Raw genomic sequence first — 23,551 nt, 5'->3', positions numbered from 1 at the left:
TTTGACCAAGAATTCCGGTATGAACGACACAGAAATTGAGCTGATCGACTCGGCGCGCCTGCCGACGCGATTCGGCGACTTCACGGCGCACGCCTTCAAGGGCGCCGATTCAGGCATCGAGCACCTTGCCCTCAGCGTGGGCGATGTGGCGGGCGACAACGTGCTGATCCGCATGCATTCCGAATGCCTGACGGGTGACGTGTTCGGCTCGTGCCGCTGCGATTGCGGGCCGCAACTCGAACTCGCCATGGAAAAGATCGCCGCCGAGGGCCGCGGCATCCTGCTGTACCTGCGCGGCCACGAAGGGCGCGGCATTGGCCTGGCGGAAAAAATCCGCGCCTACCGCCTGCAAGACGGCGGCCTCGACACCGTCGACGCCAACCTGGCCCTGGGCCAGGCCATCGACGCGCGCAACTACGCCTTTGCCGCCGACCTGCTGCACCAGTGGGGGGTCAAGTCCGTGCGCCTGATGAGCAACAACCCGCTGAAGGCCTCCGCGCTCGAGAAAGCAGGCATCACGGTCTCGGAGCAACTGCGCCACATCGTCCCGTCCAACGCCGAAAACGAGAAATACCTGGCGACCAAGCGCACGCGGATGGGGCATTTGCTCGACTGAACGCGTTTGCGCGCGTGTTGCCCCGGCAGGGGCATTTATTGGCTCATATAGTTGCCAATGGAAACTATTGAAAATAGAATCCATTGGCCGCCCCACTTACCGTCCACATGTCCAACGCAACCCGCTCGACCCACTCCATCCTCGAATTCATGTCGTTCCGCCTGAACCGGCTCTGCGAAATGACCAAGAATTCTGCCTCCGGCTTCTACGAGCGGGAATTCGGCATCGGCTTGCGCGAACTGCGTGTGCTGCGTTTCGCCGGGCTGGAACCGGGGTTGACGCTGACGCGCTTGATGGAACTGGTGCTGCTGGAAAAAACGGTGACATCGAAGCTGGTCACCGCGCTGTCCCGGCGCGGCTTGCTGCGCCGGGAAGTGGGCGAAGCCGATGCCCGGCAGCTGAACCTCTACCTGACGCCGGCCGGCGAAGCCCTGGTGGCGCAAACCTACCAGCGCGGCGACATGCTGGAGAAGATGTTCCTGTCGGTGCTGACCGAGGCTGAAGTCAAGACGCTGGATCGCTGCATCGACAAGCTCACCAACGCCCTGATCGCACATCAGCAGGGCACGCAGGCACTGGCGGACTGAGGCGAGGGCAGCGACCCCCGATCAAAAATAATGCAAGGAGACAGCATGTCGTTGAAACCCCATCGGAAATCCCAGCGGTCATGGCGCCGCCTGGCTGGCGTGGCCCTGTTTGCGGCGAGCCTGCCGGCGTGGAGCCAGCCCGCCACCAGTGCGCCCAGCGTAGCGCCTCCGGCCGCCGCACCGGCGACGACGGTGGCGGCAGCGCTGGCCACCGATCCGAACCTGATGGGCTGGATGCAGGGCTTTCCGCCGCCGCCGGACAAGCTGATCACCCATGTGCCGGGGGGCAACCGGTTTCCGCGCAACCGCTGGCTGTTTTCACATGTGCGCGAACTGGGGCCGACTGCATCGGTATGGCGCGGACCCGGCCCGGCAAGCACGCTGCCGCGCGCGGAGCAGGCCATCGGCGCGATCCCGTTCACCGATGCCGACGGTACGCGCCGCACCTTCGACGAGATGCTGGCGCTGACCTATACCGACGGCATCCTGGTGATGCACCAGGGCAAGGTCATCTACGAGCGCTATTTCGGCGCGCTCGACAGCCATACGCCGCATATCGCGATGTCGGTGACCAAGTCGTTCGTCGGCACGCTCGCCGCCATGCTGGCGGCAGAAGGCAAGCTCGACCCGGCCGCGCCGGTGACGCGCTACCTGCCGGAGATGGCCGGTACCGCGTATGGCGATGCCACGGTGCGGCAGGTGATGGACATGACCATCGGCGTGCGCTACTCCGAGGACTATGCCGATCCCAAGGCCGAGGTCTGGGACTACGCGCGCGCCGGCGGCATGCTGGCGCGCCCGGCCAACTACAACGGCCCCGGCACGTTCTATGACTTCCTGAAGACGCTGCAGAAGGAGGGCAGCCACGATGCCGCGTTCGCCTACAAGACCGTCAATGCCGAGTTGCTGGCGTGGATCGTGCGGCGCGTCTCGGGCCAGTCGCTGGCGAAGCTGCTGTCCGAGCGGATCTGGCAGCCGATGGGCGCCGAGCAGGACGCGTATTTCACCGTCGACAGTATCGGCACCGAATCCGGCGGCGGCGGGCTGAACACCACCCTGCGCGACCTCGCGCGCTTTGGCGAGACCATCCGCGACAACGGGCGCTTTAACGGCAAGCAGATCATCCCGGCATCGGTGGTGGCCGATATCCGCCGCGGCGGCAGCCGCGAGCTGTTTGCCAGGTCCGGCAGCGCGACGGTGTTGCCGGGTTGGAGCTATCGCGACATGTGGTGGGTCTCGCACGACAGCCACGGCATGTTCCAGGCTGCGGGCATCCACGGCCAGCGCATCTACATCGACCCACAGGCCGAACTGACCATCGTGCGCTACGCCTCGCACCCGGTGGCCGGCAATGCGGCCAACAACGCGATCACGTTCCGGGCCTTCAGGGCGGTGGCAGACGCGTTGTCGCGGTAGCCCTGCGCATGGGGCGGCCGCGATCATTCCGCCTTGATGCTCTGCTCGCGGATGACCTTGGCATACCGGGTAGTGTCCCGTGCAATCACGGATGCGAACGCCTCCGGCGTGCTGCCTGACGGCACCGCGCCCTGATCGACAAGCGTCTGCTTTACCTTCGGATCGGCCAATGCGGTTCGCACGTCCTGTGCAATCTTGCCGACGATGGCTGGCGGCGTGCCGGCGGGGGCCAACATGCCTATCCAGGAGATCGACTCGTAGCCCGCGAGCCCGGCTTCCGCCACGGTCGGGACGTCGGGCATGAGCGGCGCGCGCTTGCCGCTGGTAACGGCCACGGGCTTGAGCTTGCCGCCCTTGATCAGGCCCATCGTTTCGTAAAGCGTGGCAAACGCGTAGTTCACGTGTCCCGCCATCACGTCCGCCACGGCCGGGCCGCCCCCCTTGTAGGCCACGTGCAGCATGTCGACGCCGGCCTGGCGGGCAAAGACGGCGCCGGCAAGGTGCATCGAGCTGCCGCTACCGGAGCTGCCGTAGGTGACCTTGCCCGGCTCGCGCTTGCTCGCCGCGATGGCCAGCGGCACAGTGTTGGCGGCGTTGGCGCTGGCGGTCACCATGACCAGTGGCAGTTCGGCCACCAGTGACACCGGCGCGAAGTCCTTGACCGCGTTGTAGGACACCGTCTTGTACAGCGACGGGTTGATCGAATGCGTACCGATATTGCCCATCAGCAGGGTGTAGCCATCCGGCTTCGCCCGCGCCACGAAAGTGCTGCCGATCTGGCCGGCAGCGCCTGGCTTGTTTTCGATGACAACGGCGTGGCCCCACAGTTCGGCCAGGCGCTCGGCGATCAGCCGTGCGCCGGTGTCGGTGCCGCCGCCCGGGGGAAAGGGCACGACGATAGTGACCGGCCGCTCGGGATAAGCGCCGGCGTCCGCTGTGCGGGGTGCGACTGCAACCACAGCCGCCACGGCCAGCAAGCCCAGCGCGGGCAGTGAAAGGGAACGGCCTGACAGAACATGGTATGGCACGAGTGTCTCCGGAAGTTTTCGTGGCGCTCTTGGCTGGCGCCGGTTCGATGAAGCGATGGTCCGCAGGAAAGGCAGGGCCTATGCCAGCACTGTGTCAGGCGGTCTCTGGCCGGCCAGAGCGGCCCGGAGATTGACCAGCACGATCTCGCCCATCGCATCGCGGGTTTCCCAGGTGGCGCTGGCGCGATGGGGTTGGATGACGACGTTATCCATCTGCAAGAGGGCGGCGGGCACGGCGGGTTCATCGGCGAAGACATCCAGCCCGGCGCCGGCGATGCGACCCGATGCCAGCGCACGCACCAGTTCGGGCTCGTCCACCAGCCTGCCTCGCGCCACATTGACAAGGACGCCATTCTTCCCGAGCGCGTCCAGCACGGCGGCATCGACTACTGGCTTCGCGCCATCCGCGGACGCGGCCAGGACCAGGGCGTCGCAGTTGGCCGCGAGCGTGGCGATGTCTGGCATGAAGGTGTAAGGGACTTCGGTGAAGGCGCGCAGGTCGGTGTACGACACCGGGCAGTCGAACGCCGCCGCGCGCACGGCAATCGCCCGGCCCACACGGCCGAGACCGACGATGCCGACGCGTTTGCCGCTGAAGCGGTGGGCAAGCGGTAGCGGGGCCTTGCCCCACTGGCCGGCGCGCACATAGCGCTCGGCCTGCGTCAGGCGCCGGTACACCGCGATCAGCAGGCAGAGCGCCTGGTCCGCGACGTCAGCCGTCAGGACGTTGGGTGTCGTGGTCACATGGATGCCGCGCTCGCGTGCATAGGGCAGGTCCACCGCGTCGGTGCCGACGCCAGACACCGCCACGATCTTCAGGGACGGCAAGCGGCGCATCGCGGCCGCCTTGAATCCGAGCGAGCCGCCGGTGACGACTGCCTCGATGCGCGGGCCGAGTTCGTCGAGCAACGCGTCAGGCGTGGTGGTGCCATACAGGCGGTGAATCTCGTAGTCGGCCTGCAGCCTGCTTTCAAGGCTGGGTACGACCGGTTGTGTCAGGAGAATGGCGCGTTTCACTGGCAGGCATGAAGTCGGTTGCGAATGGCCGGAGTATAGGAACGCGATCAATGCATGTCTAAGCTATAATTTGCAACGATCAATCCAATAGTTGGCATGATCTATGGTTCCCGATCTCAATCAGTTGCGCTGCTTCATCGCCGTGGGCGAAGAGCTGCATTTCGGCCGAGCAGCCGCCAGGCTGTTCATGACCCAATCGCCGCTGAGCCGGCAGATCCGGCTGCTGGAAGAATCGCTTGGCGTGCGGCTGTTCGACCGCAATAGCCGTGCGGTGCGGCTTACCGCCGCCGGCGCCGCGCTGCTCGATGACGCCCGGCGCCTGCTCGCGCTGGCGGGACACGCGGTCGACACGGCACGCCGGATCGACAAAGGTGTCAGCGGCAAGGTGCGGATCGGCTTTACCGCGGTGGCGGGCTACGATCTGGTGCCGAATCTCATCGCCAACGCCGGCGAGGCGCTACCGGAAATCGAGGCGACCCTGCACGAAATGGTGACGGTCGCGCAGGTCGGTGCGCTACAGGCGGGCATCATCGATCTTGGCTTCATGCGGCCGATCACAGACATGGGCCCGGGGCTGCAATGGCGCCTGGCAGTCAGCGAGCCGCTGCAACTGGCAATGCCGGCGGGGCACACACTGGCGCAGCGCGCGCAAATCGGACGCAAGGATCTGGCGGGTTTGCCGTTTATCCAGTACTCCGCTACCGAGGGCAAGTATTTTCACGACCTCATCGGTGCGGTGCTGGCGGGCACGTCCAGGCCGCCGCGTGTGGTCCAGCAGATGAGCCAGACCCACAGCGTGATCGCGCTGGTCCGCGCCGGCCTGGGCGTGGCGCTGGTGCCAGCGTCGGCTCGCCACCTTCATTTTCCGCACGTGCTGTTCCGCCCGATCTGGCGCGACGACGTGCGGGCCGAATTGCATCTGATCTGGCGAGAGCCGACGCATAACCCGGCATGTCGAGTTTTCGCCGACTTTGCGGCCGCGTACCTGGAACGGCGGGCCGAACTGCCTGGTCACGCTGCCGTTCCTCAAGACGGCTAGCAGCCGGTCACACACGGGCTGCCATCGCTGCACTTTGCTAGGCCTACGGGTTTGTCCCACCTCTGCGCCGTAGCGTCTTGAATTTATTGCGCTAACTGCCTCAGACCTGCCATTCCGCCGGGACTGCGCAGCGAAATCCGCCTTGACTGGATCTTGCTGGTGACGATAATCCAACCACTGCAAACGTTTGCAATGGAGGGCAGATGAAAACTTACGTAGAACCCGCGCAGCCATCACCGGGCGACCCGCTCGCACTGGTCGACGACGAGCATTCAGTCACCCGCATCGTCGAGGCCGCCATGGCGCAAACGTCCGAGCCGCGCCTGCGCTTCGTCATGGGTGCGATGGTCAGGCACCTGCATGCCTTCTTGCGGGAGGCGCGCCTGACTGATGCGGAATTCGAGTTTGCGCTGGAGTTCGTGGCCCGACTGGGCCAGGCCACGCATGCCACGCACAACGAAGTCGTGCTGGCCGCTGACGTGCTCGGGCTGTCGACTCTGGTCACGGTGATCAACAACGGCACGCGGCACGGACGCACGCCCGGGGCACTGCTGGGCCCGTTCTACCGCGCCAACGCGCCGCGCTATGCGTGCGGCGACTGTGTGGTGCAGGACAATCCGCCCGGGCTGCCGCTGTTCGTCAGCGGCACCGTGCGCGCCACCGACGGCACGCCGCTGCCGGGCGCGCTGGTCGAAGTCTGGCAGGCCTCACCGGTGGGCCTGTACGACAACCAGGATCCGACCCAGCCCGACCGCAACCTGCGCGGCTGCTTCCATGCCGATGAAGGCGGCCACTACCATTTCCGCTCCGTGCGCCCGGCAGGCTATCCGGTGCCGACCGACGGGCCGGTGGGCACCTTGCTCGCCGCGCAGCGGCGCCATCCGTACCGGCCGGCGCATATCCATTTCATCGTCGCGGCGCCGGGCTACCGCACGCTGGTGACGCAGGTATTCGCCGACGAACCGGCCCAGCTCGCATCCGATGTCACCTTTGGCGTGCACCGGCAACTCGTCGGCCAGCTGCAGCGGCACGACCACGGGTACAGCCCGTGGGGCGACTTGCCGGCGCCGTTCTTTACGCTCGCGTTCGATTTCGCGCTCGAGCCGGGCGAGCAGACTTTTCCCAAGCCGCCCATCGATTGAGCGCGGCGTTCGCATCATCCCTGACTACCCACATCGAAACCATGAGCGCATCTTCTCTTTCCGGCAAGGTAGCCGTGATCCTCGGCGGCAGCGGTGGCATTGGCCTTGCGGCCGGCGAGACGCTGGCGCGCCTGGGCGCCAGCATCGTGCTGGCGGGCCGCGATCCCGACAAGACCGCCAGCGCCGCTGCCGTGCTGCCGGCCGGCAACCATCTGGCCGCGGTGGCCGAGATCGGTGACAGCGCATCGCTGCGGAAGCTGGCCGACCAAACCAGCCACCACTACGGGCGCGTGGATATCCTGGTGAACAGCGCGGGCTTTACGCGGGCCATTCCGCATGCAGACCTCGACGCGCTGGACGACGCCCTGATCGACGAGCTGTTCGCCATCAACTGGCGCGGCCAGTTCGCGGCGATCCGCGCCTTCGCGCCGCTGCTGCGTGCCAACGGCGACGGGCTGGTGGTCAATGTCGGCTCGATCGCGGGCCGCACCGGGCAGGGCAGCAACGTGGCCTACTGCGCGGCCAAGGCCGGCCTCGACGTCATGGCGATGTCGCTGGGACGCGCGCTGGCGCCGGCGATCCGCGTGCTCAATGTCTCCCCGGGCGTGGTCGACACCGGATTCGTGCCGGGACGCGATGACAGCTTCAACGAGCGCGCCGCCCGGACCACGCCGCTGCGCCGCATCGGCCAGGCGCAAGACGTGGCCGATGCCATCGCCGCCTGTGCCACCTCGCTGCGCTTCGCCACCGGCACCACCATCGTGGTCGATGGCGGTCGCCAGCTGGGCTAGGCCGAAACCACGCCAACCACGTAACCCCTGAACGCCATGCATGCACGCAAGACCATCATCACCTGCGCGGTGACCGGCAACATCGTCACGCCTGAACAGCACCCCGGCCTGCCGGTCACGCCGGCACAGATCGCGGATGCCGCGCTGGAGGCCGCCGAAGCTGGCGCCGCCGCCGCCCATATCCATGTACGCGACCCGGAGACCGGGCGCCCATCGATGTCGCTCGACTATTACGCCGACGTCATGGACCGCATCCGCAAGCGCAACCGCGCGCTGATCATCAACCTCACCACCGGCCCGGGCGGGCGCTTCGTGCCGAGCGAACACGAGCCGCGCGTGGCCGCGCCGGGGACAACGCTGCTGCACCCGTCGAAGCGCGTCGAACACATTGCGGCGTTGCGGCCCGACGTATGCTCGCTCGACCTGAACACGATGAATTCCGGTGCCGACGTGGTCATCAATACGCCCGCCAACGTGCGCAAGATGGCAGGCATCATCCGTGCCGCCGGCGTGATGCCGGAACTGGAGATCTTCGATTCGGGCGACCTCAACATGGCCCTCGATTTCATCCGCGAAGGGGTGCTGGACGGCCCCGGGCTCTGGACCTTCGTGCTGGGTGTCAAGTATGGCTTTGCCCCCACGCCGGAAACGATGCTCTACGCCCGCAACATGCTGCCGGCCGGTGCGCACTGGTCCGCCTTTGGCATTGGCCGCGCGGAGTTTCCCATCGTCGCCCAGGCGTGGCTCGCCGGCGGCCATGTGCGCGTCGGTCTGGAAGACAACATCTACCTGGAGAAAGGCGTGCTCGCACCCGACAACGCCGCGCTGGTCGCCAAGGCGCGCGACATTGTCCGCTCGCTCGGCGGCGAGCTTGCCTCCCCGGCGCAGGCACGCCGCACGCTTGGCCTGCGCGAGGCGTGAAGCAACTGCCGCACGCCACATTTCAACCTAACTGAAACCATCATGAACGCTATCCGAGTCAAGCAGAAAGCCAACGATATCGAGACCCTGCAGCTGGAACTGCAAGGCATGCCGCGTCCGCAAGCGGCGGCTGATCAGTGCATCATCGAAGTTGCTAGTGCCGGGGTCAACCCCAGCGACGTGAAAGCGACGCTGGGCCTGATGCCGCACGCGGTCTGGCCGCGCACGCCCGGCCGCGATTATGCCGGCCTGGTGGTCGATGGCCCGTCGCAACTGCTGGGGCTGCAGGTGTGGGGCAGCGGCGGCGAACTGGGCATTCGCCGCGACGGCACACATGGCAAGTACCTGCGCATCGACGCGGCCGCGGTGCGCGCCAAGCCAGAATCGGTATCGCTGCTGGAAGCGGGCGCGGTGGGCGTGCCGTTCATCACGGCCTATGAAGGACTGCGCCGCGCGGGCATGCCGCAGCCCGGCAGCACCGTGCTGGTGTGCGGCGGCAATGGCAAGGTCGGGCAGGCCACCATCCAGATCGCCACGGCGCTGGGCGCGCGTGTCTTTGCCGTGGAACGCACGGCCCAGCCTTACCGCGGCCATGCGAGTGGCGCGGTCCGCATGATAGATGCCAGCCGCGAGCCGATTGCCGAGGTCGTGCGCGAAGAATCCGGCGGGCACGGCGCGGACATCGTCTACAACACCGTCGGCAGTCCGTACTTCGAGCAGGCCAACCGCAGCATGGCGATCGGCGCCACGCAGATCTTCATCTCGACCATCGAGAAGCCGGTGCCGTTCGATATCTTCGCCTTCTATCGCGGCCAGCATACCTATGTGGGCGTGGACACGCTGGCGCTCGACAGCTGCGCCTGCGCCGGGATCCTGGACCAACTGGCGCCGATGTTCGCAAGCGGCAAGCTGCGGCCCTTCCCGGTGCTGCCCGATTACACCTACTCCCTGGCGCAGGCCAGGGAGGCCTACCGTGCCGTGCTGGAGGGCGCGGCGGAACGCGTGGTGCTCAAGCCATGAACGTCACCCGGTTCGCCCAGGCGCCGGCGTACTTTCCGGCGAATCATGAGGGCATGCATTGCCTGCGCCTGCAAGGCCATGAAGCGGGCCCCGCGGCGTCGCTGTGGCTCGGCGTCTCGGTGCTGCTGCCGGGCGGGCATACCGCGCTCGATGCCTCGGCGGTGGAAAAGCACTACGTCGTGCTGGAAGGCGAAGTCTGCATCCGCACGTCGGAACAAACCGTGCTGCTGGGGCAGTTCGATTCGGTCCGGCTCGCGCCCGGGGAAGCGCGACAGGTGTCGAATCCGGGCAATCGGCCCGCCATGCTGCTGCTGGCGATGCCGTTCCCGACAACCTGATTTTTTGACGTTGCTCTGCAAACGATTGCAGTGCCTGGGGTTCGCCGGCACAGTGCGACGACAACCACGACAACCACCACAACCACAACAAGGAAAGGGAGACACCCATGACAATCGCCCCCATGCGCGCACGCGCCTGGCTGCTGGCCGCCAGTGCCGCGGCCGGCTGGGCCGGGCAGGCAGGCGCGCAGTCCACCGTGACCCTGTACGGGCGTCTTAACACGGCACTCGAATATGCGCGGGCCAGCACGGCCACCGACGGCACGCATCTCGGCGGCACTGGCCGCCTGACCAACAACCGCTCTGTCTTCGGCATGCGCGGAGAAGAAGGACTGGGCGGCAGCCTGAAGGCCATCTGGCAAATCGAGAGCAATCTGTCACTGGATAACGGCCAGGGCCAGATCGCTGGCCGCAATTCGCGCATCGGCCTGCAGGGCAAGGCGGGGACCCTGTTCATGGGCCACTGGCAGACGCCCTATACCGAGGCGACCGCGGGCTACGACCCGTATTACCCCACCACCGCCGGATACATGGCGCTGATGGGCAACGGGTCGGCGTCGAGCACGGACAACGTGCAGGACACCAGCGCCTTCGACCGCCGCCAGAAGAACATCATTGTCTACAAGACGCCCTCGCTGGCGGGATTCAGCGGCGCCGCTGCCTGGGGTGTCAACGAAGAGAAGACCAGCGTGCCGCGCAATCCTGGGCTGTACTCCTTCTCCGCCGCCTATGACAACGGTCCGCTCAACGTGGTGCTGGCATACGAACTGCACCAGCACTACCAGACTGCGGGCCGCAACGACGATGCGATCAAGGCGGGCGTGTCCTACAAGTTTTCCAGCACCACCGTCGCGCTGGTCTATGAGCGGCTGCACTACCGCACCGCCACCGGCGACCTGACGCGTAACGGCTACTACGCTTCGCTGGTGCAGAAGCTGGGCCCTGGCAGCGTGCGCCTGGGGGTCGCGCTGGCCGGCAATGGCGCAGGCAACGCCACGGAAACGGTGGGCTTTTTCCGCAGCGGCGCGGAGACGGGCGCCACGCAGGTGACGGTGGGCTACGACTACCCATTGTCCAAACGCACCGCGCTGTACGCCTACTACAGCCGCATCAACAACAAGCGCAATGCGATCTACGACTTTGCCATCAATGAACTCGGCGTCAGCGCCGGCGCCGACCCACAGACCTTTGCCCTGGGCATGCGCCATTTCTTCTAAGGCGCGCCGCTTCGACCCGATCCGGTAGTGAGGAGACAGACCATGATTCGATCCATCCGAGGCGCCGTGGTGGCGCTGACCTCGTCATTGCTGCTTGCTGCCGCGCCCGCCGCGATGGCCCAGGCGCAGTATCCCAGCAAGCCAATCCGCCTGGTGGTGCCGTTTTCCGCGGGCAGCGCCACCGACATCCTGGCGCGCATCATCGGCACCAAGATGGGCGAAGGCGGTACCTACCAGGTGATCGTCGACAATCGCCCCGGCGCCGGCGGCACGCTCGGTGCGACCGGGGTCGCCAAGGCGGCGCCGGACGGCTACACGCTGATCCTGGTGTCGGTGGGCCATGCGATCAACGCCACGCTGTATCCCAGGCTGGCCTACGACACGGTCAAGGATTTCGCGCCAGTCTCGCTGGTGGCGACGGTGCCGAACGTGCTGGTGGTCAACGCCGGCAGCAAGTACAAGTCGGTGCGCGACCTGGTAGCGGCTGCCAGGGCGGCCCCAGGGATGCTGAATTTCGATTCGGCCGGCTCCGGCAGCTCCACGCATCTCAGTGGCGAGATGTTCCGGATGCAGGCCGGCATCGACATCGTCCATATCCCGTACAAGGGCACGGGGGAGGCGCTGACCGACGTCATGGCCGGCCGCGGCGACATGATGTTCGCCCCGACGGTGTCGGCCATGCCGTTCGTGCGGCAGGGCAAGCTGCGCGCGCTGGCGGTCACGACGGCCAGACGCAGCAGTTCGCTGCCCGATATTCCGACCGTGGCGGAGTCCGGCTTGCCGGGCTATGCCTTCGACTCGTGGTTTGGCATCCTGGCGCCGGCCGGCACGCCGAAAGAGATCGTCGATACCCTGAACGCCGAAATCGGCAAGGCCCTGGCCGCGCCGGACGTGCGCGAACGGCTGGCAGCGCAGGGGGCAGAGCCGAAGCGCTCGTCACCGCAGGAATTCGCGTCGTATATCCAGGCAGAGATTGGCAAGCTTGCGCCGGTCATCCGTCAATCCGGGGCGCTTGCGGGGCAGTAGCGCCGGGCGCGGGCGGGGCGCCGCGGCACGGCTTGCGTGCTGGCTTAAAATGGCGAACTCCCATCCTTCCCCGCCATCACCCTCCATGCCCGAGCGCAAGCGCCTGACCCTCAAAGACCTGGCTGCCGAGATCGACGTGCATTACTCGACCGTGTCGCGGGTAATGAACCCGGCGACCCGGCATCTCGTGGCAGAGGACGTGGCGGCGCGCGTGCTGGCCGTTGCCGAGGCGCACGGCTTTTCTCCCAACCGCATTGCCGCCGGCCTGCGCACGCAGCGCTCCGGGCTGATCGGTGTCGTGCTGCCCGATATCGCCAACCCGGTGTTCCCGCCGATCCTGGCCGGGATCGAGGCCGTGCTCGCGCAGCAAAGCTATGTACCGATCGTGGTCAATGCGGGAAGCGACAAGCGCCGGCAGCGCTTTGTGATCGACCAGCTGCTCGGGCGGCAGGTCGAAGGGCTGGTGCTGGCCACCGCGGAACGGGAAGATCCGGTGCTGGAGTACTGCCTGGCACGGCATGTCCCCGTGGTGATGGTCAACCGCGGCGAAGGATCGGGCAGCGTGTCCTCGGTGGTGAGCGACAGCGTGCGGGCCATGCAGCTGACCGTCGATCACCTGGTGGAGCTGGGTCATCGTCGCATCGGGCATATCGCCGGGCCGGCATCGCTGTCGACCGGCTACCTGCGCCGCGAGGGCTTTGTCCAGGCCGTCAGGCGCCATCGCCTGCGTCGAGCGGACTGGCATGTGGTCGAGGCATCCAGCTATTCGCGCAATGCGGGGCGGGTCGCCTGCGAGCAGCTGATGGCCGCGTTGCCTGCGCTGACCGCGATTGCGGCGGCCAATGACCTGCTCGCGATGGGCTGCTATGACTACCTGCGCGAGCAGGGCCTGCGTTGTCCCGATGACATCTCGGTCATCGGTCACAACGACATGCCATTCGTCGATGCACTGACGCCGCCGCTGACGACCATCCGGATCGCCGTACACGAGATGGGCGAGGAGGCGGCGCGCCTGCTCCTCAGGAAGATCAGCAAGCCGGGCGCGGATCCGGTCACCGTGCAATTGCAGCCGCACCTGATCGTGCGGGGTTCTACGGCGGCGCCGCGCAAGGAGTGAAACGCCGCCCGGCCGGGGTCCAGGCCCGGCGCAAGCGCGGCAGCCCGGCGAGTGAGGCCATTCGATACGAATTCCTTTCCAACCTGATAGACTGTATGGATGTACAGTGGTCCGGGGCTCTCCCGGCCTCCCTATAACGTCCTGATCCGAAAGAGAAACCGTGTCGAGCAAGCAGCTAATCCGCATTCGCGGCGCCCGCCAGCACAACCTCAAGGATGTCGATCTCGACCTGCGTCCCGGCGAGATGACCGTGGTCACGGGGCCGTCCGGCTCCGGCAAGTCCAGCCTGGTGTTCGACACGCTCTACGCCGAAGGCCAGCGCCGCTACGTCGAGACCTTCAGCGCCTACGCGCGCCAGTTCCTGGACCGGATGGACCGGCCCCAGGTCGAGCGCGTCGATGGCGTGCCGCCGGCGATTGCCATCGACCAGACCAACCCGGTGCGCAGCTCGCGTTCGACGGTCGGCACCATGACCGAGCTGAACGACCACCTGAAGCTGCTGTACGCGCGCGCGGCGGAGTTGTTCGACAAGCAGACCGCGCAACCGGTGCGGCATGACTCGCCCGAAACCATCTACGCCGATCTGGTCGCGCGCACGGCCGCCGGCCAGCCGCACCACGACGCGCGGCTGGTGGTGACCTTCCCGGTGGAGCTGCCGGAATCGGCCACCGACGAGGAAGTCCAGCAATGGCTGTCGGTCAGCGGCTATACGCGCGTGCAGGCGCAGCGCGTGGTGCAGTCGCCCACCGGCGCGCGCAAGCTGCTCGACGTGGTCGCGGACCGCTTCCGCATCGGCAATGCCGAGAAAGTGCGCGTGGTCGAGGCCATCGAGGCCTCGCTCAAGCGGGGCGGCGGGCGCGTCAACATCTACGTGCTGAGCGACGGCGACGACGGCCCGGTGTGGCGCTATTCCACCGGCCTGCACAGCCCGGACAGCGACCTGCGCTATGCCGACCCGCAGCCCGCGCTGTTTTCCTTCAATTCGGCCTACGGTGCCTGCGAAACCTGCCGCGGCTTCGGCCGCGTGATCGGGGTCGACCTGGGCCTGGTGATCCCCGACGCGCGCAAGACGCTGCGCGGCGGCGCGATCAAGCCGATGCAGACGCCGGCCTGGAAGGAATGCCAGGACGACCTGATGCGCTATGCCGGCAAGGCCGGCATCCCGCGCGACACGCCGTGGGCCGAGCTGACCGAGGCCGAGCGCGATTGGGTCGTCCATGGCTCGCCGGACTGGAACGGGCAGTGGAACAAGCAGTGGTACGGCGTGATGCGGTTCTTCAACTACCTGGAGTCGAAGGCCTACAAGATGCACATCCGCGTGCTGCTGTCGAAGTACCGCAGCTACACGCCCTGCGAGACCTGCGGCGGCGCGCGCCTGAAGACCGAGTCGCTGCTGTGGCGCCTGGGCTCGAAGGACAATGCCGACGCCGTGCTGGCGCCGCAGCGCCGCTTCCTGCCGCGCGGCGTCGACTGGGACCGCACCCGGCTGGAGGCGCTGCCGGGCCTGACCGTGCATGACCTGATGCTGCTGCCGATCGAACGGATTCGCCGCTTCTTCGACGCGCTGTCGCTGCCCAGCGCGATGCTGGACGATGCGCTCAAGCTGCTGCTGGCCGAGGTGCGCACGCGCCTTAAGTACCTGTGCGACGTGGGCCTGGGCTACCTGACGCTGGACCGCCAGAGCCGCACGCTGTCCGGCGGCGAGGTGCAGCGCATCAACCTGACCACGGCGCTGGGCACCTCGCTGGTCAACACGCTCTTTGTGCTGGACGAGCCCAGCATCGGCCTGCACCCGCGCGACCTGAACCGCATCGTCGAGGCCATGCACCGGCTGCGCGACGCGGGCAATACGCTGGTGGTGGTCGAGCATGATCCGTCGGTGATGCTGGCCGCCGACCGGCTGATCGACATGGGCCCCGGCCCCGGCGAGCGCGGCGGCAATATCATCTTCGACGGCACCCCGGCGGCAATCCGCCAGGCCGGCACGCTGACCGGCGACTACCTGGGCGGGCGCCGCCGCGTGGCCGACGCCTCGCACTGGCAGCGCCGCCCCGTCGACGAAAAGCAGCCGCGCATCGTGCTGGCGGGCGCGACCGAGCACAACCTGCAGGACGTCACGGTTGAGATCCCGCTGCAGCGGCTGGTATGCGTGACCGGGGTATCCGGCTCGGGCAAGTCCACGCTGCTGCAGGATGTGCTGTATCCCGCCATGGCGCGGCATTTCGGCAAGGCCACCGAGTCGCCGGGCGCGTTCCGCCAGCTGACCGGCGCGGAGCTGGTCGACGACGTGGTCTTCGTCGACCAGTCGCCGATCGGCAAGACCGCGCGCTCCAACCCGGCCAGCTATGTCGGCGCCTTCGACGAGATCCGCAAGCTCTTCGCCAGGGCCCCGCTGGCGCTGCAGCGCAGCTATACCGCCGGCACCTTCAGCTTCAACTCCGGTGACGGGCGCTGCCCGACCTGCGGCGGCTCCGGCTTCGAGCACGTCGAGATGCAGTTCCTCAGCGACGTCTACCTGCGCTGCCCGGACTGCGACGGCACCCGCTACCGCCCCGAAGTGCTCGAGGTAAAGATCGAGCGCGCCGCGCCCGGCCAGCTGCCACGCCTGCTCAGCATCGCCGACGTGCTGGAACTTACCGTCAGCGAGGCCGCGGCCTGCTTTGCCGGCGATGCGGCTGTGCTGCGCGTGCTGCAGCCCATCGTCGATGTCGGGCTCGAATACATGAAGCTGGGCCAGCCGGTGCCGACGCTGTCGGGCGGCGAGGCGCAGCGGCTCAAGCTGGCCGGCTTCCTCGCCGAAGCCGCGCAGGCGACGCCGTCGCGCACGCGGCCCAGCACCATGCCGCGCCGGCTGTTCATGTTCGACGAGCCCACCACGGGCCTGCATTTCGACGATATCGCCAAGCTGATGCAGGCCTTCGGCAAGCTGCTCGACGGCGGGCATTCGCTGGTCGTGATCGAGCACAACCTGGACGTGATCCGCGCCGCCGACTGGCTGATCGACCTCGGTCCCGAGGGCGGTGATGCAGGGGGGCGCGTGGTCTGCGCCGGCACCCCCGAAGACGTGAAGCGCTGCGCCGAGTCGCATACCGGCCAGGCGCTGATCCACTATGACGCGGCGCTCGGTGAGGCCGGCACGCTGGCCGCCGAACGCGCCGAGACCGAGGGCGTGCCGCTGCAGGCCGCGCTGCAGGCGCGGCGCGCGCGCCGCGAGGTGGAAGGCGAGGACGTGGTGCGCATCGTCAATGCGCACGAGCACAACCTGAAGGCGCTGAACGTCGACATCCCGCACGGCAAGTTCAATGTGGTCACCGGCGTGTCGGGCTCCGGCAAGTCGACGCTGGCGTTCGACATCCTGTTCCACGAGGGCCAGCGCCGCTACCTGGAGTCGCTCAACGCCTATGCGCGTTCGATCGTGCAGCCCGCGGGCCGGCCCGAAGTGGATGCGGTCTACGGCATCCCGCCGACGGTGGCGATCGAGCAGCGCCTGTCGCGCGGCGGCCGCAAGAGCACGGTGGCGACCACCTCCGAGGTCTGGCATTTCCTGCGCCTGCTTTACGTCAAGCTGGGCATCCAGCACTGCGTGCATGACGGCGCGCCGGTGACCTCGCAGAGTCCCGAGTCGATCGCCGCGCAGCTGCTGCGCGACCATCGCGGCCAGCATGTGGGGCTGCTGGCGCCGCTGGTGGTGAACCGCAAAGGCGTTTACACGGACCTGGCCAAGTGGGCCAAGGCGCGCGGCAATACCCACCTGCGCGTCGACGGTGAATTCGTGCCAGTGGACCCGTGGCCAAGGCTGGACCGCTTCCGCGAGCACACCATCGAGCTGCCCGTTGGCGACCTGGTGGTGTCGGCCGAGAACGAGGCCGAACTGCGCGCGCTGCTGGCGCAGACGCTGGAAGCCGGCAAGGGCGTGATGCACCTGCTGGCGCCGCTGGACGGACTCGACCATGCCATGCACAACGGCGGCACCGCGCACGTGGGCGAGGTCAAGGTGTTCTCGACCAAGCGCGCCTGCCCGCAATGCGGCACCAGCTATCCGGAACTGGACCCGCGCATGTTCTCGTACAACAGCAAGCACGGCTGGTGCGGCACCTGCGTCGGCACCGGGCTGGCGCTGACGCGCGAGCAGCGCGCGGCCTTCGACGACACCGTGCTGGCCGACGACAACCGCGGCCGCGAGCAGAGCCTGCCGTCGGAAGAGCAGGAACCCGAAGGCGTGGTCGACACGCCGTGCCCGGACTGCCACGGCACCCGCCTGAATCCGGTGGCGCGCGCGGTGACGTTCGATGAAAGCGCGATCGTCGACGTGGCGCAATGGACGGTATCGGAGACCCGTCGCTGGATCGACGGGCTGCGCCTGGCCGGACGCGACGCCGAGATCGCGCGCGACGTGGTCAGCGAGATCGGCAGCCGCCTGCAGTTCCTGGAAGAAGTGGGGCTGGGCTACCTGAGCCTGGACCGCGCCGCGCCCAGCCTCTCCGGCGGCGAGGCGCAGCGCATCCGCCTGGCGGCGCAGCTCGGCAGCAACCTGCAGGGCGTGTGCTACGTGCTGGACGAGCCCACCATCGGCCTGCATCCGCGCGACAACCAGATCCTGCTGGACGCGCTGCGCAAGCTGGGCGACAAGGGCAACACGCTGGTGGTGGTGGAGCATGACGAAGACACCATCCGCCGCGCCGACCACATCATCGACATCGGCCCGGGCGCGGGCAAGCGCGGTGGCACGCTGGTGGCGCAGGGCGGCGTGGCCGACCTGGCCGCGGCGACGGCTTCCACCACCGGCCAGTTCCTGGCCAACCCGATCGTCCATCCGCTGCAGCCGCGGCGCAAGGTCAGGCCCGGCGCAGCGGGCAAGCCGGCGGATCCGCCGGAATGGCTGACGGTGCACGGCGCGTCGCTGCACAACCTGCGCCACGTGACCGCGCGCCTGCCGCTGTCGCGGCTGGTGGCGATCACGGGGGTGTCAGGCTCGGGCAAGTCGACGCTGGCGCGCGATGTGCTGATGACCAACCTGCTCGATGCGGTGGGCCGCTCGGTGTTGTCGTCGCCGGCGACCCGGCGCGCGCGCAATGCGGCGAAAGATGACAACGGCGCGGGCAAGGCCGGCGCCAGGAAGCCGCTCAAGGTCCAGCACAACTGGCATGGCTGCGAAGCGATTACCGGCTGGGAAACCATCGACCGCGTGCTGGAAGTGGACCAGACCCCGATCGGCAAGACCCCGCGCTCCTGCCCGGCGACCTATATCGGCGTGTGGGACACCATCCGCCGGCTGTTCGCCGATACGCTGGAAGCGCGCGCACGCGGCTACACCGCCTCGCGCTTCTCGTTCAACACCGGCGACGGGCGCTGCCCGGCGTGCGAAGGGCAGGGCGTGCGCACCATCGGCATGAGCTTCCTGCCGGACGTGAAGGTGCCGTGCGATGTCTGCCACGGGCAGCGCTTCAACCCCGAGACCCTGGCCGTGACCTGGCGCGGCAAGAATATCGGCGAAGTGCTGACCATGGAGATCGACGAGGCGGTGGAGTTCTTCTCCGCCATGTCGAACATCGCCCATCCGCTGCAGCTGATGAAGGATGTGGGACTGGGCTACCTGACGCTGGGCCAGCCGTCGCCGACGCTGTCCGGCGGCGAGGCGCAGCGCATCAAGCTGGTGACCGAGCTGAGCAAGGTGCGCGACGACATCACGCGGCGCGGCCAGAAGGCGCCGCATACGCTGTACGTGCTCGACGAACCGACCGTGGGCCTGCACATGGCCGACGTGGCGCGGCTGATCCGCGTGCTGCACCGGCTCACCGACGGCGGCCACAGCGTGGTGGTGATCGAGCATGACCTCGACGTGATTGCCGAGGCCGACTGGATCATCGACCTCGGTCCAGAAGGCGGCGCGGGCGGCGGCACCATCGTCGGCGCGGCCGATCCCGAAGCGCTGTCGCGCAACCGCGCCAGCCATACGGGCGCGGCGCTGGTGCCGGTGCTGGCGCGGGGCAACGCCGAGGCGGGCAAGGTGAGTATCGCCTGAGGCCCGTCAGGACAGGAGCACGGCGACGCGAAAGGCGTACGGGCACGCCTTTCGCTTGCCCATGGTTACTGGCGCGCACATCGCGCCCCAACGGAGGTAACCATGAAGCATATTCGCACCAGCCAACTGCTCGCTGCCATCGCCGTGGCGGCGGCGGCCATCCCCGCCATGGCACAGACGCCGGGTACGCCGCGCGGCTCCTACGACCCGTATTCGCAGGGCGCGCGCAGCACCGACAAGTTTGATCCTTACACGCAGGGCGCCAATGCGCCGACGCGTACTGACCTTGCCCCGACGGCACCTGCGGCCACCGCGCCGGAGGCGCAGCCGTCGACCATGCCGGCGCAGCCTGGCATGCCTGGCACCACCATGCAGCGCACGCCGGACCCGTATACGCAGGGCGCCCGCTGGGAAAGCCCTGACCTGGGCCGCCGCATCGGCAGGCCCAACCAGTTCCTCGACGGGGCCTGAGCATCGCGCCTTCCAATCGCTCCTAGAGACCGGCCATGCGAATGCAACCGGACTTACCGTCCCTTGTAAATCCTGCCCACGCGCGTGAGCCCGGCGATACCCCGGCCGTGGCCGGGGCACCGGCGGCCTTGCATTGCCCGCCAACGCGCGCGGCGGGGCTGGCCCAGATGACGGTGGCCAGCTACAACATCCATCGCGCCGTGGGCACCGATCGCCGCTATCGCCCCGACCGCATTGCCGCCGTGCTGGCGGAACTCGACGCCGATATCGTTGCGCTGCAGGAAGTGGAATCGGGCAGCAGCAACGACCATACCCTGGAATATTTGGCCGGACATACCGGCATGCATGTGGTGTCGGGCTTTACGCGGGTGCGCGGCAGCGCCGACTACGGCAATGCGCTGCTGACGCGCTTCGCCCCCGAGGCCGTGAACCAGATCGACCTGACCGTCAAGGGCTGCGAGCCGCGCGGCGCCATCGACGCGACCGTTGCCTGCACCGCCTCCGGCTGCGCCAATCCGCTGCGCGTGATCGCCACGCATCTGGGCTTGCGCCCGGGCGAGCGCCGCCACCAGGTGCAGCAGTTGCTGAACTACGTCGCCGCCGCGCCGCCATTGCCGACGATCCTGCTTGGCGACGTCAACGAGTGGTTCTTGTGGGGCCGTCCGCTGCGCTGGCTGCACGCCTATTTCGAACACACCCCGCACACGGCCACCTTTCCATCGCGGCTGCCAATGTTCGCGCTGGACCGCATCTGGGTGTCGCCGCGCGCGCACCTGGTGTCGGTAGCAAGCCACCGCTCGCCGCTGGCACGCGTGGCCTCGGACCACCTGCCGCTGGTGGCCTGTTTCGAGGTGCCAGAAGGCGGGTGGAATGAGCGGCGTACCACTGCGCACGCGAAGGAGGATTTCAATGAAACACCGTGACGATGAATACTTGCGCAGGCGCCCCGATCACCAGTACGGCAGCAACGACCAGGGCTACAGCGGCATTTCCGCGCAGGCGCGCAACCGCAGGCAGCGCAACCTGACCGCGGGGCGCTATGGCAATACCGCCGAGCGCTTGCCGCGCGACGACACCCGCCTGTACGAGGCCGAGGAAGAAGGCTGGTACGGCAGGGAGGCATGGCGCCGGGGGCCGGCCACCGAACCCTGGGACGAGGCCCGCTATGAAGACGAATGGTCGCGGCGCCGCGTGCCCTATGGCGAAGAGCGCTGGGAGGGCCGGCGCGACTGGTATGGCGGGCCTGCGGGCGCGCCATACGGTAGCGCGGGCAGCGCGGGCGGCTACGGCGCGGACGACTGGGACGCGCCGGCGTACCGGGGCTACCGCCGCGGCGGCCCGAAGAACTACCGCCGCGGCGACGACCGCATCCACGATGAAGTCTGCGACCGGCTCGCGCATGCGCAGGAGCTCGATGTCAGCGAAGTCACGGTGCGGGTGCAGGACGGCCTGGTGACGCTGGAGGGCCACGTGGGCGATCGCCGCAGCAAGTACGACATCGAAGAGGTTACCGAACGCGTGTTCGGCGTGCAGGACGTGATCAACCACATCCGGGTGCGCCCCTACGGCATCCTGGCGTCCGAATGAACAAGGCGGCTCCGTAACTTCGGGAGCCGCCCGGCTTGGGGTTTTGCAAAGCCGCGCTATGGCGTCGGGTTAATCCACCCGCGGCGGGCGCGGCGGATTCTCTTCGCGCTCGTCGGTGCGGTCGGCCTTGTCGACCGGCACGTCGCTGGGCAGTGCCTCGGCCGCGCGCACCACTTCATCGGCGATCTCTTCCTCGGGGGTTTCCTCTTCCTCGGGGCTGTGCGCGTCTTCGTCGCGCTGCTCGAGCTCGTTCTCGATATCGTTGGTTTCCTGGTCGAGGTCGGGGTCCAGCGTGCTGGGGATGTTGCCGGCCTCGGCGCGTGCCGCGCCGGTGGCCGTATTCTGGCGCGAACGGCCGCGGCCGGAGGCCGCTTGCGCACCTTCGCGCCGGCCCGCTGACGGGCCGCCCACGCGATCGGTGCGGGTGCCGGCATGCCGGGTGGGGCCGGTACGTACGGTCTTGCTCATCATGCCTCCTGTTGGGGTGGGTGCGAGGCAGGTCGCCGGGGTTCAGTAGTTCTCGACCGGCGGCTCGCTTTCTTCCGGCTTGCCGCCGGGGCGCTTGACCGAGGGCGGCTCGCCGTTTTCGTCGGGGATGTCGTGCTCGCGCTCGACATCGTGGCGCCGGTCGCGTCCCGGCTTGCCGCGCTCGTGCTCGGTGTCCGGGCCGCCCTTGTGCGGGTCGCGGGGCTCGCTGCGGCGGCGGGTGGTGTCGTGGTCTGGCTGGCGATGGGTGCTCATCACGTCTCCATCAAGGTTGGCATGGCGCTGCCGGTCAGGCGACAGGTCGTCAATCGGTGCCGGCGCGCAGTTCATCCGAAACCGCGCTGACGCCGCGCACGGAACGCGCCAGCTCCATGGCCATCGTACGCTGTTTGTCGTCGCGCACGGTGCCTTCGAGCTTTACCACGCCGTCGGTGGTCGACACCCGGATCCTGCCCGGATCGAGCGTGCGCGCATTGGCCAGGCGCGCCTGCACCTCGGCAGTGATGGCGCGGTCGCTGGCGGCAGCGGTGTCGCGTGGCGCCGCGGTACGGCCGGTGGAAGACGGCGCCGCGGGCGCATCGGTCGGTGCCGCCATGCCCGGCGCGGAGGCCGTCATGGCCAGCACGGCCAGCGGCAACGCCAGCGCGGCGATGAAGCGGTAGCGTGCGGTCATAAGGCCCTCCTGTATATGCTGGCGGGCCTGCGGTCAGCCCGCACCTGCAATTTGCCTGCAAGCTCCGTTCCCGCATGGCCACGGGCGCAGCCACTGCCACCAGCCGGCCCACGCTGCGCCACGGCGCGGACTGTGCGGCATGCGGCGGCGCCGCCGGCGCGGCGCGGTGCCGCATGCGCCGTAGTTTTTACAGGCGCTGCAGAAACTGCATGGCGCGCGTGGCTGGCGCGCCGCAGTGGCTGGTGGCGCCGCGCGCGGGCTGCGGCGCGGCGCCTGGCGTGCCGCTTGCGTTCCGTCCTGTGCTGGCGTGCGGTCCTGTCTATAGTGAAGGAAATGCTGGCAACAACTGGCGTGCGGCAGGTGCCGGCGAGCACCCGCAACGCCGGCCTTCCCGCCGCGGCGCAGCTTGCGGCCGTGTGCTGCGGGGCCCGACAGCGCGGGGGAGCGTATAGCCGTTGCGAGGAAGCTATGAACCTAGCCAGCATTCTGTCCACCGTGGTCCTGGCCTCGTCGGTATCGGTGTCGTCGGCACCGGTCGAGCGCCAGCTGCTTGCGATCACACCTTCGGACTTCGCCCAGCGTTTCAACACCGTCGCGCAGGACACCGGTTCCGGATTGGCCCTGCCCAGCTTCAAGGTCAAGCCCGGATGGCACCGCGCCGCGCCCAGTTCGGGGGTGTCGGTGCTGGTACGCGCCAGCCGCGCCGGCTATGCCATCGATGAAGTGGTGGTGGTGTGCCGCGAGGTCGAACGCTGCTTCCTGACCATCTGCACCGCCGCGCTTGCCATCGACGACAGCGTCAACCCGATGCTGCTGCAGCGCTTTATCGTGGCGCGCATTGCCACCGAACTCGGCGAGGTCGGCCTGGTGATGTCGGGGCTCGCGTACATCGTGGTAACGCCCAAGGAAGACGACTACGTGGCCGTGGTGATCCGGCCCTACCTGCCGCAGGAACGCAGCGCCTCGCCGACCCAGGCCTCGCGCGGGCCGTTCGCGCCGGTCGTATTGCAGTCGACGGCGCCGCCGCACTCCTGAGC

The 23,551-nt window shown here is 68.0% G+C and carries 22 protein-coding genes; 17 read left to right on the top strand and 5 right to left on the bottom strand.

Features of this window, described 5'->3' with window-relative positions; translation table 11 throughout:
* Nucleotides 1-19 precede the first annotated feature (19 nt).
* The 3 genes from ribA (at nt 20) to MKD38_RS16955 (ending at nt 2,619) form a co-directional block, all read left to right on the top strand.
* A complete protein-coding gene (gene ribA, locus MKD38_RS16965; RefSeq protein WP_115701042.1) occupies nt 20-616 on the top strand; it encodes a GTP cyclohydrolase II in 597 nt (198 codons plus the stop codon).
* A 107-nt stretch (nt 617-723) separates the two neighbouring features.
* Nucleotides 724-1,203, top strand: coding sequence for a MarR family winged helix-turn-helix transcriptional regulator (locus tag MKD38_RS16960; RefSeq protein WP_252678451.1), 480 nt, complete (start codon nt 724-726; stop codon nt 1,201-1,203).
* Between the two features lie 45 nt (nt 1,204-1,248).
* Entirely contained in the window at nt 1,249-2,619 is a 1,371-nt protein-coding gene (locus tag MKD38_RS16955) for a serine hydrolase domain-containing protein (RefSeq protein WP_252678449.1), read from the top strand.
* Between the two features lie 23 nt (nt 2,620-2,642).
* On the opposite strand, the gene MKD38_RS16950 is transcribed toward MKD38_RS16955, so the two are convergent.
* Entirely contained in the window at nt 2,643-3,587 is a 945-nt protein-coding gene (locus tag MKD38_RS16950; RefSeq protein ID WP_371925709.1) for a Bug family tripartite tricarboxylate transporter substrate binding protein, read from the bottom strand.
* 138 nt (nt 3,588-3,725) lie between these two features.
* On the bottom strand, nt 3,726-4,664 hold the full coding sequence (locus tag MKD38_RS16945; RefSeq protein WP_252678446.1) for a 2-hydroxyacid dehydrogenase: 939 nt from the start codon (nt 4,662-4,664) through the stop codon (nt 3,726-3,728).
* Nucleotides 4,665-4,767: 103 nt separating this feature from the next.
* Between MKD38_RS16945 and MKD38_RS16940 the strand changes: the two genes are divergently transcribed.
* The 13 genes from MKD38_RS16940 (at nt 4,768) to MKD38_RS16880 (ending at nt 21,355) form a co-directional block, all read left to right on the top strand.
* Nucleotides 4,768-5,703 (top strand): LysR family transcriptional regulator, encoded by a 936-nt coding sequence (locus MKD38_RS16940; protein ID WP_252678445.1) that lies wholly within the window; start codon nt 4,768-4,770, stop codon nt 5,701-5,703.
* A gap of 203 nt (nt 5,704-5,906) precedes the next feature.
* Nucleotides 5,907-6,845 carry a dioxygenase family protein gene (locus MKD38_RS16935; RefSeq protein ID WP_252678444.1) on the top strand — a complete coding sequence of 313 codons (939 nt, stop codon included), beginning with the start codon at nt 5,907-5,909 and terminating at the stop codon, nt 6,843-6,845.
* 41 nt (nt 6,846-6,886) lie between these two features.
* Nucleotides 6,887-7,636 carry an SDR family NAD(P)-dependent oxidoreductase gene (locus tag MKD38_RS16930; protein ID WP_252678443.1) on the top strand — a complete coding sequence of 250 codons (750 nt, stop codon included), beginning with the start codon at nt 6,887-6,889 and terminating at the stop codon, nt 7,634-7,636.
* A 36-nt stretch (nt 7,637-7,672) separates the two neighbouring features.
* Nucleotides 7,673-8,557: a beta-keto acid cleavage family enzyme gene (locus MKD38_RS16925; protein WP_252678442.1), complete on the top strand. Its 885-nt coding sequence runs from the start codon at nt 7,673-7,675 to the stop codon at nt 8,555-8,557.
* A gap of 42 nt (nt 8,558-8,599) precedes the next feature.
* Nucleotides 8,600-9,577 carry a quinone oxidoreductase family protein gene (locus tag MKD38_RS16920; RefSeq protein WP_252678441.1) on the top strand — a complete coding sequence of 326 codons (978 nt, stop codon included), beginning with the start codon at nt 8,600-8,602 and terminating at the stop codon, nt 9,575-9,577.
* Nucleotides 9,574-9,915: a cupin domain-containing protein gene (locus MKD38_RS16915; protein ID WP_252678440.1), complete on the top strand. Its 342-nt coding sequence runs from the start codon at nt 9,574-9,576 to the stop codon at nt 9,913-9,915. Before MKD38_RS16920 ends, MKD38_RS16915 begins: the two co-directional genes overlap by 4 nt.
* 122 nt (nt 9,916-10,037) lie before the next feature.
* Complete coding sequence (locus MKD38_RS16910; protein ID WP_252678516.1) at nt 10,038-11,132, top strand: porin; 1,095 nt, start codon at nt 10,038-10,040, stop codon at nt 11,130-11,132.
* A gap of 42 nt (nt 11,133-11,174) precedes the next feature.
* Nucleotides 11,175-12,158, top strand: coding sequence for a tripartite tricarboxylate transporter substrate binding protein (locus MKD38_RS16905; protein WP_252678438.1), 984 nt, complete (start codon nt 11,175-11,177; stop codon nt 12,156-12,158).
* Between the two features lie 85 nt (nt 12,159-12,243).
* Nucleotides 12,244-13,275 carry a LacI family DNA-binding transcriptional regulator gene (locus tag MKD38_RS16900; RefSeq protein WP_252678436.1) on the top strand — a complete coding sequence of 344 codons (1,032 nt, stop codon included), beginning with the start codon at nt 12,244-12,246 and terminating at the stop codon, nt 13,273-13,275.
* Nucleotides 13,276-13,435: 160 nt separating this feature from the next.
* Complete coding sequence (gene uvrA / locus MKD38_RS16895; RefSeq protein WP_252678434.1) at nt 13,436-19,297, top strand: excinuclease ABC subunit UvrA; 5,862 nt, start codon at nt 13,436-13,438, stop codon at nt 19,295-19,297.
* Nucleotides 19,298-19,399: 102 nt separating this feature from the next.
* Nucleotides 19,400-19,768, top strand: a complete 369-nt coding sequence (locus MKD38_RS16890; protein WP_252678432.1) for an endonuclease — start codon at nt 19,400-19,402, stop codon at nt 19,766-19,768.
* Between the two features lie 35 nt (nt 19,769-19,803).
* Nucleotides 19,804-20,691, top strand: a complete 888-nt coding sequence (locus tag MKD38_RS16885) for an endonuclease/exonuclease/phosphatase family protein (RefSeq protein WP_371925708.1) — start codon at nt 19,804-19,806, stop codon at nt 20,689-20,691.
* A complete protein-coding gene (locus MKD38_RS16880; RefSeq protein ID WP_252678428.1) occupies nt 20,678-21,355 on the top strand; it encodes a BON domain-containing protein in 678 nt (225 codons plus the stop codon). The genes MKD38_RS16885 and MKD38_RS16880 overlap by 14 nt, the downstream gene beginning before the upstream one ends.
* Before the next feature lie 69 nt (nt 21,356-21,424).
* On the opposite strand, the gene MKD38_RS16875 is transcribed toward MKD38_RS16880, so the two are convergent.
* The 3 genes from MKD38_RS16875 to MKD38_RS16865 are packed head-to-tail and all read right to left on the bottom strand — an operon-like array spanning nt 21,425 to nt 22,514.
* Nucleotides 21,425-21,823 (bottom strand): hypothetical protein, encoded by a 399-nt coding sequence (locus MKD38_RS16875; RefSeq protein WP_252678426.1) that lies wholly within the window; start codon nt 21,821-21,823, stop codon nt 21,425-21,427.
* A gap of 42 nt (nt 21,824-21,865) precedes the next feature.
* Nucleotides 21,866-22,096, bottom strand: coding sequence for a hypothetical protein (locus MKD38_RS16870; RefSeq protein WP_092315677.1), 231 nt, complete (start codon nt 22,094-22,096; stop codon nt 21,866-21,868).
* Nucleotides 22,097-22,145: 49 nt separating this feature from the next.
* Nucleotides 22,146-22,514 carry a BON domain-containing protein gene (locus MKD38_RS16865; RefSeq protein WP_252678424.1) on the bottom strand — a complete coding sequence of 123 codons (369 nt, stop codon included), beginning with the start codon at nt 22,512-22,514 and terminating at the stop codon, nt 22,146-22,148.
* 468 nt (nt 22,515-22,982) lie between these two features.
* On the opposite strand from MKD38_RS16865, the gene MKD38_RS16860 reads away from it, so the two are divergent.
* Nucleotides 22,983-23,549 carry a malto-oligosyltrehalose synthase gene (locus MKD38_RS16860; RefSeq protein ID WP_115700937.1) on the top strand — a complete coding sequence of 189 codons (567 nt, stop codon included), beginning with the start codon at nt 22,983-22,985 and terminating at the stop codon, nt 23,547-23,549.
* Nucleotides 23,550-23,551: the final 2 nt, after the last annotated feature.

The sequence above is a fragment of the Cupriavidus sp. WGlv3 genome (genome assembly GCF_023952475.1).
Classification (GTDB): domain Bacteria; phylum Pseudomonadota; class Gammaproteobacteria; order Burkholderiales; family Burkholderiaceae; genus Cupriavidus; species Cupriavidus phytorum.
The sequence above is the reverse complement of the archived record's forward strand: the minus strand, read 5'-3'. Positions and strand labels throughout refer to the sequence as shown.